Annotated in this window: 12 protein-coding genes; 7 read left to right on the top strand and 5 right to left on the bottom strand. The window is 71.3% G+C overall.

Annotated elements, in window-relative coordinates; translation table 11 throughout:
• Nucleotides 1-11 precede the first annotated feature (11 nt).
• Entirely contained in the window at nucleotides 12-518 is a 507-nt protein-coding gene (locus tag CBM2594_RS20440) for a GNAT family N-acetyltransferase (RefSeq protein WP_116359705.1), read from the bottom strand.
• Between the two features lie 179 nt (nucleotides 519-697).
• Between CBM2594_RS20440 and CBM2594_RS20435 the strand changes: the two genes are divergently transcribed.
• Nucleotides 698-1261, top strand: coding sequence for a hypothetical protein (locus CBM2594_RS20435; protein WP_116358607.1), 564 nt, complete (start codon nucleotides 698-700; stop codon nucleotides 1259-1261).
• Nucleotides 1262-1283: 22 nt separating this feature from the next.
• Here CBM2594_RS20435 and CBM2594_RS20430 read toward each other — a convergent pair whose 3' ends face one another.
• Nucleotides 1284-2186 (bottom strand): LysR family transcriptional regulator, encoded by a 903-nt coding sequence (locus CBM2594_RS20430; RefSeq protein ID WP_116358606.1) that lies wholly within the window; start codon nucleotides 2184-2186, stop codon nucleotides 1284-1286.
• A 213-nt stretch (nucleotides 2187-2399) separates the two neighbouring features.
• Here CBM2594_RS20430 and CBM2594_RS20425 point away from each other — a divergent pair, with 213 nt between their 5' ends.
• The 5 genes from CBM2594_RS20425 to CBM2594_RS20405 all read left to right on the top strand — a co-directional run bounded on the left by CBM2594_RS20425 (nucleotide 2400) and on the right by CBM2594_RS20405 (nucleotide 7481).
• A complete protein-coding gene (locus CBM2594_RS20425; RefSeq protein WP_116358605.1) occupies nucleotides 2400-4391 on the top strand; it encodes an FUSC family protein in 1992 nt (663 codons plus the stop codon).
• A 24-nt stretch (nucleotides 4392-4415) separates the two neighbouring features.
• Nucleotides 4416-4634 carry a DUF1656 domain-containing protein gene (locus CBM2594_RS20420; RefSeq protein WP_116358604.1) on the top strand — a complete coding sequence of 73 codons (219 nt, stop codon included), beginning with the start codon at nucleotides 4416-4418 and terminating at the stop codon, nucleotides 4632-4634.
• The gene (locus CBM2594_RS20415) at nucleotides 4631-5539 is read left to right on the top strand and encodes an efflux RND transporter periplasmic adaptor subunit (protein WP_116358603.1); all 909 of its coding nucleotides are present in this window, start codon (nucleotides 4631-4633) and stop codon (nucleotides 5537-5539) included. Before CBM2594_RS20420 ends, CBM2594_RS20415 begins: the two co-directional genes overlap by 4 nt.
• Nucleotides 5536-6999, top strand: coding sequence for an efflux transporter outer membrane subunit (locus CBM2594_RS20410; RefSeq protein ID WP_116358602.1), 1464 nt, complete (start codon nucleotides 5536-5538; stop codon nucleotides 6997-6999). Before CBM2594_RS20415 ends, CBM2594_RS20410 begins: the two co-directional genes overlap by 4 nt.
• A gap of 146 nt (nucleotides 7000-7145) precedes the next feature.
• Entirely contained in the window at nucleotides 7146-7481 is a 336-nt protein-coding gene (locus CBM2594_RS20405; RefSeq protein WP_116358601.1) for a cupin domain-containing protein, read from the top strand.
• Between the two features lie 7 nt (nucleotides 7482-7488).
• Here CBM2594_RS20405 and CBM2594_RS20400 read toward each other — a convergent pair whose 3' ends face one another.
• Nucleotides 7489-8373: a LysR family transcriptional regulator gene (locus CBM2594_RS20400; protein ID WP_116358600.1), complete on the bottom strand. Its 885-nt coding sequence runs from the start codon at nucleotides 8371-8373 to the stop codon at nucleotides 7489-7491.
• Between the two features lie 123 nt (nucleotides 8374-8496).
• Here CBM2594_RS20400 and CBM2594_RS20395 point away from each other — a divergent pair, with 123 nt between their 5' ends.
• Nucleotides 8497-8928, top strand: coding sequence for a VOC family protein (locus tag CBM2594_RS20395; protein WP_116358599.1), 432 nt, complete (start codon nucleotides 8497-8499; stop codon nucleotides 8926-8928).
• 20 nt (nucleotides 8929-8948) lie between these two features.
• Here the strand turns inward: CBM2594_RS20395 and CBM2594_RS20390 are convergent, their stop codons facing one another.
• Both CBM2594_RS20390 and CBM2594_RS20385 read right to left on the bottom strand, forming a co-directional pair.
• Nucleotides 8949-9272, bottom strand: coding sequence for a thioredoxin family protein (locus CBM2594_RS20390; protein ID WP_116358598.1), 324 nt, complete (start codon nucleotides 9270-9272; stop codon nucleotides 8949-8951).
• Between the two features lie 122 nt (nucleotides 9273-9394).
• Nucleotides 9395-11635 carry a helicase C-terminal domain-containing protein gene (locus CBM2594_RS20385; protein WP_198048222.1) on the bottom strand — a complete coding sequence of 747 codons (2241 nt, stop codon included), beginning with the start codon at nucleotides 11633-11635 and terminating at the stop codon, nucleotides 9395-9397.
• Between the last annotated feature and the right edge of the window lie 59 nt (nucleotides 11636-11694).

The raw sequence follows: 11694 nt of genomic DNA, 5'->3' as shown, positions 1-11694 counted from the left end.
GCGCGCCAGCCTCAGGCGGTGGCGTTGAAGGCGTCGTGATAGCTGACCGTGCCGGCCGGACAGGCTCCGCCGAACGCCAGCGCCTGGAAATACTGCGGGGGCACGCCCGGCAGCACCAGCCCGGGCTGCGCGGCAAAGCCGAAGCGCCCGTAATAGGCCGGCTCGCCCAGCACCACGCAGCCGGCCGCGCCCTGGCGGCGCAGCGCGTCCAGCGCCGCGCGCACCAGTTGCGCGCCGATGCCCTGCCCCTGCCGCGGCGGCACCACCGAGACCGGCCCCAGCCCGTACCATCCGGCGGCACCGGACGACACCGTCACCGGCGAGACCGCGACGTGGCCGACCAGCGCCTCGCCGTCCTGCGCCACCAGCGACACCGTCAGCTGGCCGGCCCGGCGCAGCGCGTTGACGATAAACGCCTCGGTCTGGCTGGCGTGCGGCGCGGCCAGGAAGGCGGCAGTGGTCAGCCGGGCGATGGCGTCGGCGTCGGTCGGGACCTCGGGGCGGATTTGCATGGGTATGGCGATTCGATGCGGCAAGCGCGGTCAACGGTGGGGGAAGCCGCGATTCTACGCCCCCCGGCATGCCGGGGGCCGGCACCGCAAGCACCCCGTTGCGCCGTAGGACAAAGCCTGACAACGGCCGCAAGGACACAGGGCTAAAGTAGCAGCGCAACCGCCGCCCCCGTTTTGTCTGCCTCATGCCCCCTGACCCCGCCGCCGTCCACGCCTGCCCCACCCACCCTTTCCGTCGCTGGCGCAGCACTGCGGCGCGCCTGACCCTGTCATTGCTGGCCACGGCACTTGCCGTTCCCGCCACGCAGGCAGCGACCATGGCCGCGCCGCCGCCCTTATCGGAACTCGCCACGCTGCTGCTGGGCACGGTGCGCGGCAAGCCGACCGGCATGCACGGGGTCACGCGCCTGACCACCGGCGACGCCGACCGGCAACTGCGCCTGGCCTGCCAGGAGCTGATGCGCGCGGGCCCGGTCGATCTCGACGACACCACGCGCTTCGACGGCTGCGTGGCGCGGCCCGGCAAGATCGTCGAGTTCCACCTGAAGGTCTCCGGCATCGATGCCAGCCGCGACGATACCCGTGACTTCATGGCCGCGGCCAAGCCGATTCTCGAGCGCGGCATCTGCCGCAACCCGGATGTGCCGGTACTGGGCAAGCTGGGCGTCAGATTGCGCTATCACTATGCGGCCGGGCAGAAGCAACTGGTGCTGCTCGACATCCCGCCTGACCAGTGCCGCGGCAAGTGAGGAAATCATTGCGCCGGCGGCCTCAGCCGTGCCCGTCCCCCAGCACCTCTTCGCAGACCGCCAGCCACGCGCGGGCCGCGTGCGACAGGTAGCGCCCCGGCGACCAGATATGGGCCATGGTCCAGTCCACCGCCGGTTCGGTGAGACGGGCCATGGCCAGCGTGTCTTGCGCCTGCAGCCGCTCGGCCAGCGGCTGCGGCAGGAAGGTGGTGCCCAGCCCCGCCGCTGCCATCGACGCCAGGAAGTCCCAGTGCCCGCTGCGCGCCACTACCTTCGGCTCGATGCGGGCTTCCAGGAAGGCCTGCCGCAGCTTGCGCGTCAGCGAGAAATCGTCGGTCAGCATCACCAGCGGCTCGTCGCGCAGCGCCGCCAGCGACACGGTGCGCCCGCGCGCCCAGGCCGCCTTGCGCGGCCCCACCACCCAGATCGGATGGCGGCCGAACTGGCGCGTTTCCAGCGCCAGGCCGCTGTCTCCCGGCAGCACGGTGGCGCCGACTTCCAGCTCGCCGCTGGCCACCAGCTGTTCCACCACCTGCCCGCCGTGCTCGTCGAGCGTCAGTGACAGGTTGGGATAGCGCTGCCGGAACGCGCTGACCGCCGGCGAGAAGAACAGGTTGACCATCGGCGGGATGCCGACCGTCAGCTGCCCCCGGCCCAGCGAGGACAGGTCGGAGACCTCCAGCGTCAGCCGGTGCACCACGCCCAGTGCCTCCTGGCCGCGCTCGTACACCACGCGGCCGACGTCGGTCAGGCGCACGGTCTTGCCTTCGCGGATCAGCAGCGGCTGGCCGACTTCATCCTCGAGCTGGCGAACCATCTTGCTGATGGTCGACTGGGTCACGAACAGCGACGACGCGGCCTGGGTAAAGCTGCGCAGCCGGGCGGTCTCGACGAAATAGCGCAGCGCGCGGATATCGATGGGCATGGTGGCGTGGAAGGCGCCTGCGCCGGCAATGCGGGCAGTCTCGCACTTCCATGAAAAATGCGAATGGAAAGGCCAATATTAAATCATGAATGGAATGCAGAGGGTGCGGCTACACTTCGCTTCCACATGTCGCCCCTGCCCGAGCGCGCCCCCGATGAAGCGCGCAGCGGCAGGCGGCGTGCGCCCCCAAACTTCCCGTCAAGACCCTGCCCCATGGCTAGCTGGCCGAATGCACGACAGTGGCTGTTCTCGCTGAAGGCATTCGCCGCCGCGATGCTCGCGCTCTACATCGCGCTGGCGCTGGGCCTGGCGCGGCCGTACTGGGCCATGGCGACGGTTTACTTCGTCTCGCATCCGCTGACCGGCGCAACCCGCTCCAAGGCGGCGTACCGTGTCGCCGGCACGGTGCTGGGCGCCACCGCAGCGGTGGCGACGGTGCCGCAGCTGGTCAACATGCCGATCGTGCTGATGGCCGCGATCGCGCTGTGGATCAGCGTGCTGGTGTACCTGTCGTTGCTGCAGCGCTCGCCGCGCAGCTACGTGTGCCTGCTGGCAGCCTACACGCTGCCGATCGTGGCGCTGCCGGCGGTCAGCCAGCCGGCGCAGATCTTCGATATCGCCGTGGCACGGATCGAGGAGATCGTGATCGGCATTGTCTGCGCCGGGCTGGTGGGCTCGGTGGTGTTCCCGGCCAAGGTCGCCCCGGCGCTGCGCGCGCGTGCCGATACCTGGCTGGCCGACGCCGCGGCGTGGGCCACGGACATCCTCGGCGGCAGCCCGCGCGCCGGGCACAGCCGCCACCGGCTGGCCGCCGACATCCTGCAGCTGGACCAGCTGATCAGCCAGCTCGCCTACGACACCGAGGGCAGCCATACGCTGCGCCACGCGCGCGCGCTGCGCCGGCGCATGACCATGCTGATGCCGCTGCTGTCGTCGCTGGACAGCGTGCTGCAGGCGCTGCGCTGCCATGCCGGCGGCATCCCTGCGGACCTGCGCGCGGCGCTGGCGGCAACCGCCGCGTGGCTCGCCGGCGCTGCCGCCACGGCGCCTCCGGCTGCGCCCGACGGCTGGCGAAGCGATCGCGGCGCGAGCGGCTGGCAGGACCGCCTTGCCGCCACGGCGGCCGACCAGCTGCAGCGCCTGTGCGCGCTGTACGGCGAATGCCGCGCCCTGCAGCATGGCATCGGCGACCATCGCGCCGGCACGGCGCTGGCCCGCACCGAACCCGGGCCGGAAGCTGCCGGCCAGCACCATCACCATGACCACGGCATGCTGCTGTTCGGCGCGGTGTCCAGCGGGCTGGCGGTGTTCTGCGCGGGATTGCTGTGGATCTTCTCGGGCTGGGAGGACGGCGCCGGCGCGGTGGTGGTGGCATCGATCGCGTGCTGCTTCTTTGCCGCCATCGACGAGCCGCGCCGCATGGCCGGCGCCTTCGTGCGCTGGAGCACGATCTGCCTGCTGATCTCGTCCGCCTACCTGTTCCTGGTGGTGCCGCATGCGCATACGTTTGAAGCGCTGGCGGCGATGCTGGCGCTGGCCTATCTCGGCATCGGCCTGCTGGTGGCGCGGCCGGGGTTCCAGCTGATTGCGATGCTGCTGTCGGTCAACACCGCCGCGTTCGCCAACGTGCAGGCCGTGTTCGACGCGGATTTCCTCGCCCTGTTCAATACCTGCCTGGCCAGCGCCGCGGCCATGGTGTTCGCGCCGCTGTGGTCGGTGGCGGCACGCCCGTTCGGTGCCCGCGCCGCGGCGCGCCGGCTGGTACGCGCGAGCTGGCACGACCTCGCGCAGGCCGCCACGCTGCGCGCCAGCGATGGCGATGCGCGGCTGGGCGCGCGCATGCTGGACCGGCTGGGCCAACTGGTGCCGCGCCTGGGCGCGGCCGGCGACCCGTTGTCCGCGGACGGCTTCCATGCGCTGCAGGTGGGCTATTGCGCGCTGGTACTGCACAAGGCGCTGCCGGAACTGCCAGCGCCGGCGCGCAAGCCGGTGCGCCGCGTGCTGGCCGCGGTGGCGCGGCATTTCCGCGCGCAACGGCGCGCGGGCCGGCGCGTACCGGTGCCCGCAGGCCTGGCCACCGCAGTGGGCGAAGCCATGGCCGCGGTTGCCGCCAGCGGCCGCGCCGGCCAGCGCGGCACGCTGGGCGCGCTGGTGGTGCTGCAGGTCACGCTGCTGCCCGGCCTGGCCATGACCCCGTCCCGCTGATCCACGCCCTCTTCGCTCGATCCCATGCTCAGTGAAATCGACCTCTACGGCGTGTTCGTTCCCGGCGTGCTGGTGCTGGCGGTGCTGGCCTTTGCCGCGGCCACGGCAATCCGCATGGTGCTGGCCGCGCTGGGTTGCTACCGGCATATCTGGCACCGCTCGCTGTTCAACCTTTCCCTCTATGTGATCGTCCTGGGCGCCGTGGCCGCCGTTTTTGCCGCGGTGCCCGGACTGCCGTCATGACCTTCCGACTCCGCCCCCTGCTTCCCGTGCTGCCGACGCTGCTGGCCGCCATCGCCGCGCTGCTGGTGCTGCGCCACCTGTGGGACTACTACACCGCCGCGCCCTGGACCCGCGACGGCCACGTGCGCGCCGACATCGTGCAGGTGGCGCCCGACGTTTCGGGACTGGTCACGCGCGTGCCGGCGCGCGACAACCAGTACGTCCAGGCAGGCGACGTCCTGTTCGAGATCGACCGCGACCGCTACGCGCTGGCCCTGGAGCAGGCGCTGGCGGTGCTTGCGACCCAGCGTGCCGCGCTGGCGCAGGCGCGGCGCGAGGCCGCGCGCAACCGCAACCTGGACGGGCTGGTCGCCGCCGAAGTCGCGGAGCAAGGCCGCGCGCGCGTGGAGCAAGGCCAGGCCACGCTGGCGCAGGCCGAAGCCGCGGTGCGGCTGGCGCGGCTGAACCTGCAGCGCACCAGCGTGCGCAGCCCCGTGGCGGGCTACCTCAACGACCGGCTGCCGCGGCTGGGCGACTACGTATCCACCGGGCGACCGGTGCTGTCGATGGTCGATGCCGGCTCCTTCCACGTGGAAGGCTATTTCGAGGAAACCAAGCTGCACCGCATCCGCATCGGCAGCCCCGTCGACGTGCATATCATGGGCGAGCCCCGGCACCTGCGCGGCCATGTGCAGAGCATCGCTGCGGGCATCGAGGACCGCGACCGCAGCGCGGGCTCCAACCTGCTGCCCAACGTCAACCCGACGTTCAACTGGGTGCGGCTGGCGCAGCGCGTGCCGGTGCGCATCGTGCTGGAAGACGTGCCTGCCGAGGTGCGCCTGGTCTCGGGCCGCACCGCCACCGTGGCCGTGCGCGAACCGGCGCGCGACCCCGGCGTTGCGCGCCGCGCGGGGCCGCGATCGTGACGCCGCGCCGTGCCTGGGCGGCGTGCCTGTGCGCTTTCCTGAGTGCCTGCACGACCGTGGGACCGGAGTATCGCGTGCCCGATCAGGCGGCGGTACGCGAGGCCGCGGCCAACGGGCCGTTGCAAGGCGCACAGGGACCGGACGTTGCGATCGCACCCGTGCCCGACGACTGGTGGCGCCTTTATGACGACGAACGGCTCGACCGGCTCGTCACCAAGGCGCTGGCGGCAAACCCTGACATCCGCGCCGCCGGCGCCAACCTGCGCCGCGCGCAGGCGCTGCTGCACGAAGTCGAAGCCGAAAACCTGCCACAGGGAAGCATTGGCGCCGGCGTGTCGCGCGCGCAGCTGTCAGGCGAGAGCTACCTGCAGCAGGCCCAGCCGCCGGTGTTCAACCTGGGCGACGTGGGCCTGGGCGCGTCTTACCTGATCGACTTCTTCGGCAAGCTGGCGCGCGCCGACGAGGCCGCGCTGGCCGGCGCGCAGGCCAGCGCGGCGGCGCTGGACATGGTGCGCGTCGCCGTCGCCGCGCAAACCGTGCGCGCCTACGTGCAAGGCTGCGCCGCGACGCACCAACTGCACGCCGCCACGCAGCAGCTGGCGGTGCAGCAGCGCACGCTGGACGCCAGCCGCCGCCTGCTCGCCGCGGGCCGCGCCGAGCCCGCCGAGGCGGCGCGCGAACACGCCCGCACCGAAGCGCTGCGCGCCGCGCTGCCCCCGCTGCAAGCGGCACGCAGCGCCGCGCGCTACCGGCTGGCGCTGTGGCTGGGCCAGGCGCCGGCGGCACTGCCGGAGGCCGAGGTGGCATGCGCAGCGGAACCCACGCTGCGCGCGCCGCTGCCGGTCGGCGACGGCGCCGCGCTGCTGCGCCGCCGGCCCGACGTCCGCCAGGCCGAGCGCGAGCTGGCCGCCGCCACCGCGCGCATCGGCGTGGCCACGGCAGACCTGTATCCGTCGATCCGCATCGGCGCCAGCGCCGGACTGACCGGCGTGCTGAGCCACCTTGGCAGCGGGCCCACGGCGCGCTGGAGCCTGGGGCCGCTGCTGAGCTGGAGCTGGCCCACCAACGGCGTGCGGCATCGCATCCACGGCCTGGAAGCCGCCGCCGATGCCGCGCTGGCGCGCTTTGACGGCGTCGTGCTGCGCGCACTGCAGGAAACCGAGACCGCGCTGTCGGCCTACACGCGTGAACTGGAACGCCACGCGGCACTGCACGCCGCGAGCGAGCACGCCGCGCAGGCCGCGCGGCTGCAGCGCCGGCTATGGCTGGCGGGGCGCGTGTCCTGTCTGGCGCATCTGGATGCCGAGCGCGACCTCGCTGCGGCACAGGCTGCGCTGGCGGCCTCCGCTGGCCAGGTTGCCGCGCGGCAGGTCGACTTGTTCCTCGCGCTCGGCGGCGGCTGGCAGACGGCGCGCAAGCTGGCGGCGGTCCCGGCATCGGGCAATGAACATCTCGACTGAGCTGGGAGACCGGATTCGGTCCGGCGGCGACACCACGCTGCGCGCTACTGATACGCGCGCTCCGGTGCTAGATTGAGAAGGCGTGCCGCCGCCCCGGCGCCGGTGCGCCTGACAAGCCACCCCACCAGAATCGCGAGGAGCCGCGCATGTCCCTTCCCCATCTTGCATCCGGACAGATCGCCAGCGTGCTGCCATTGGGCGCACGGCTGGACCAGACGGCCACGCAGGCCCTGTTCAAGGAAGGTCCGCTTGAAGTGATGCGGCTGGTGCTGAAAGCCGGCAAGCATGTGCCCCCTCACGCCGTGGACGGGCCCATGACCGTGCAGTGCCTGGAGGGCGAGGTCCGCGTGCGCGTGGACGGCACCGAACGCCAGCTGCACCAGGGCGACCTGCTTTACCTGGGACCTTGCGTGCGCTACGACGTGACCGCGGTGTCGGATGCCTCGGTGCTGGTGACGATGGTGTTGCCGGGCAGCCTGTGAGCCTTCCCTAAGCCTCGATCGGCTGCCAGCGCGCGCTGGCAGCCACGAAGGCGTCGATCAGCGCCGCGACCGGCGCGCGGCGCAGCGCCGATTCGCGCACCAGCACGCCCACCTCGCGATAAAGCGGCCCGCCCGGCAGCGGCACCTGCACCACGCCAGCCGCCTCGCGCAGCGGCACCAGCTCGGCCGGAATGATGGCGCAGCCCAGTCCCGCCGCCACCATCTGCAGGATCACCGCCGGCTCGTCCAGCTCCATCCCCTCCCTGACCCACAGCCGTTGCCGCTTCAGGTAGCGGTCGACCAGCTGGCCGCCGGTGCTGTGGCGGTTGTAGCGGATAAACGGCAGCGCCTCCAGCAGCGCGCGCAATTCCGCCGGCGCGCCGGCCGGCCCGATGCCGACAAACCGTTCGCGCACCAGCGGCACCCACTTCAGGTCCGGCGGCAAACCCAGGCGCGGCCGGATCAGCACGGCCACGTCGAGTTCGCGCGCATCGACCTGCGTCAGCAGCTGGGTCGACATGCCGGGCACCACGTTGACGTGCGAATCCGGAAAGCGCTGGCGAAAGTGCCGCATCGCCCCGGCCAGCAAGGTGGCCTGCACCGTGGACACCGCGCCCAGCTCGACCGGTGCGGCATCGGCGTGCGGACCGGCGCGGTCCTTCATCGCGGCGTAGAGCTCGACAAAGCGGCGCGCCTCCGGCACCAACCGGCGCCCGGCTTCGCTGAGCGCGACCGACTTGCCGGTGCGCTCGAAGAGCTGGCAGTCCAGGTCTTCCTCAAGCCGCCGGATCTGCGTGCTGACCGCCGACTGCGTCAACGCCAGCCGCGCCGCCGCGGCGGAAAACGATCCGGTCTCGGCAGCCGTCAGGAAGGTCTGGAAGTAGCGGATCATCTATCGAATTCTTTGATGCTCAGGGCAAAAATGATTCGCTTCATATTACGGGTTGCGCTGACTACAATCAACGCGCAGGCCGATCCCCAGCCCCGTCAGAACCTTTCCCTCAATAAAAGCCCCATGAGCACGACTTCCACTATCCCCTTGTTCCACCTGGCGTTTCCCGTGCGCGACCTGGCCGAAGCCCGGCGTTTCTATGGCGAGTTGCTGGGCTGCCCGGAAGGCCGCAGTTCCGAGGCGTGGGTGGATTTCAACTTCTATGGCCACCAGGTGGTGGCCCACCTGGCGCCCGAGGAATGCGGCCACCGTGCCACCAGCGCCGTCGATGGCGACGATGTGCCGGTGCGCCATTTCGGCGCGATCCTGCCGATGGCCGAATGGGAGGCGCTGGCCGGGCGCCTGCGCGCCGCCGGCACGCAGTTCGTGATCGAGCCGCACGTGCGCTTCAAGGGCCAGGTGGGCGAACAGGCCACCATGTTCTTCCTGGACCCGTCGGGCAACGCGCTGGAGTTCAAGGCATTCGGCGACCTGAGCCAGGTGTTCGCGAAGTAAGGTGGCGGCGGGCGCAGAGGTCAGGCGATGCGGCGCATCGCCTCGCGGATCGGCTCGGCCGCGGTCGGGCGCACCAGCCGGGCCACTTCCTGGCCGTCGCGCAGGAAAACCAGCGTCGGCCATAGCTTGATGCGGAAGGACCGGCCCAATGGGCGTCCGCTGCCGTCTTCGATCTTCAGGTGGCGCAGGTCCGGATGCACGGCAAAGGCCTCGGCCAGCGCCTGCTGGGCGCGCTGGCAGTAGCCGCACCAGGGTGCGCCGAACTCCAGCACGGTGGCGCCGGACAGCGTATCCACTTCCGTGCGGGTGGGCTCGGTGGCGGCGTAGTGTTGGGTCATCGGCATTGTGTTTTCCTTGTTTCCGTGGCTTTGGCGCGTGACGGTCTGCCTGCCAGATTCGTTCCAGGCCAGTGCCGGGCCCGGCCATGGCCGCAGCATGCCGCCTCCGCGGCGCCACCGTGTAATTTCTACGCCGCCGGCGCGATTTCCCACCATTGCGGCAGCAAGCCGCGCACGTCGGCCGCGGCAAAGCGGTCGTCGATCAGATACAGCACGCCCCGGTCCTGCTGCGTGCGGATCACCCGCCCGGCAGCCTGTACCACCTTGCGCAACCCGGGATACAGGTAGGCATAGGCGTAGCCCTGCCCGAACGCCTGTTGCATGCGCGCGCGAAACTGCTCGTTGACGGCGTTGAACTGCGGCAGCCCCAGCGTGGCGACGAAGGCGCCGATCAGGCGCTCGCCCGGCAGGTCGACGCCCTCGGCAAAGGCGCCGCCGAGCACCGCAAAGCCGATCCCTTCGCCACCCTCCGCAAAAGCGTCCAGGAACGCCGCCTGCGCGGCCTCGTCCATGCCGCGCGCCTGGACCCAATGCGGGATGTCCGGGTGCGACGCGGCAAAGCGGGCGACGGCCTGCTGCAGGTATTCGTGGCTGCTGAAGAAGGCCAGGTAGTTGCCGCGGCGCGCGCGGAACTGGTCCGCCATCAGCGCCACGATGGCCGGCAGCGACTGCTCGCGCCGCGCATAGCGGGTAGAAATGCGCGCGGCAATCCGCACCGACAGCTGCTCGGCGCTGAACGGCGACGGCACTTGCACGCGTGCGCAATCGGCCGGCAGGCCCAGCGTGTCCAGGTAATAGCCGGCGGGATCGAGCGTCGCGGAAAACAGCGTGACCGAATGCGCAGCGGCCAGCCGCGGGCGCAGGAACGGCGCCGGGATGACATTGCGCAGGCAAAGCCTGGCGTGGTGGCCGCCACGGCTGCGTGGCGCACGCTGGATATCGAACAGCGAATGCGCATCGAGCTGCTCGGCCAGGCGGCCGAAATGGAGCGCGTCGAAGTAGAAGCGCTGCAGCGCCGGGTCGTGCGCGCCCGGATGCTCGGTCATGTAGGCCAGTGCCGCCGAACAGCATTCGTCCAGCGCACGGCGGAAGGCCGCGGGAACTTCGGGCAGGACCTCGTAGGCATCGTCGCCCTGGCGCGCGAGTGCGTTCCACTGCCGCGCCAGCCTTGCCAGCGGCCGGGACAGCGCGGCGGGCGCGCTGCGGCGCAGTTCGCGCAGCGCTTGCGGATCCAGCTCCGCCGTGTACATCGCGCGGCCGCGCTCGACCAGGTTGTGGGCCTCGTCCACCAGCACGCTGGCGCGCCAGCCGTTGGCCACGGTCAGCGCATACAGCATCGCGCTGCGGTCGAAGTAGTAGTTGTAGTCGGCCACCACCACGTCGCTCCAGCGGACCAGCTCCTGCGCCAGGTAATAAGGGCAGATGCCGTGTTCCTTAGCCAGCGTGCGCACCGCGGCCCGATCGCGCACCGGCACGGCCCGCGCCGCTTCGCGCGCGGCCGGCAAGCGGTCATAGAAGCCGCGCGCCAGCGGGCACGATTCGCCATGGCAGGCCAGCTCCGGATGCTCGCAGGCCTTGTCGCGCGCGGTCAGTTCCAGCACGCGCAGCGGCTGCGCGCCATGGCCGCGCAAGGCATGCGCGGCGTGCAGCGCCACCCCGCGCCCGGTGGAGCGGGCCGACAGGAAGAACACCTTGTCGAGCCGCTGGCCCGGCATGGCCTTGAGCACCGGGAACAGCGTCCCGACCGACTTGCCGATGCCGGTGGGCGCCTGCGCCAGCAAATGGCGTCCGGCGCGATTGGCGTTGTAGACCGCCTGCGCCAGTTCGCGCTGCCCGGGGCGGAAACCCTGGTGCGGAAATGCCAGCTGCGCCAGCGCGGCGTCGCGCGCCTGACGGTGCGCCAGTTCGGCCTGCGCCCAGTGCAGGAAACGCTCGCAGGACTGGACGAAGAACGCCTCGAGCGCCGGCGCGTCGAAATGCGCCACCACCGGGTGCTCGCGCTGGCTGACGATGTCGAAATAGACCACCGCGATCTCCAGCCCCGGCAGCCCCAGCTTGCGGCATAGCAGGCAGCCGTAAATTTTGGCTTGCGCCCAGTGCAGGTGGCGGTGGTTGTCCGGCACGGCGGCATCGCCGCGCACCGTCTTGATTTCTTCGAGCCGGTTGGCGGCGGGATCGTAGCCGTCGGCACGGCCGCGGACATGGAGCGGACCGAAATCCGCGGACAGCGCCACTTCCGCCTGATAACCCGCGCCGCGGCGGCCGGTCACGACGCCATGCCCGGCCACCCCCTCTTGCGCCGACGGCGTCGGCACGAAGCGCAGGTCCAGATCGCCCGCCTTGGCGGTGAACTCGCACAGCGCGCGCACTGCGACGACGTAGGTGGGCTGCGCCGGCGCAGCGGCCGGTGCGGGCGTGACTGGGGACG

Source organism: Cupriavidus taiwanensis, assembly GCF_900249755.1.
Lineage (GTDB): Bacteria > Pseudomonadota > Gammaproteobacteria > Burkholderiales > Burkholderiaceae > Cupriavidus > Cupriavidus taiwanensis_D.
This window is presented reverse-complemented; position numbering and strand designations above follow the sequence as displayed.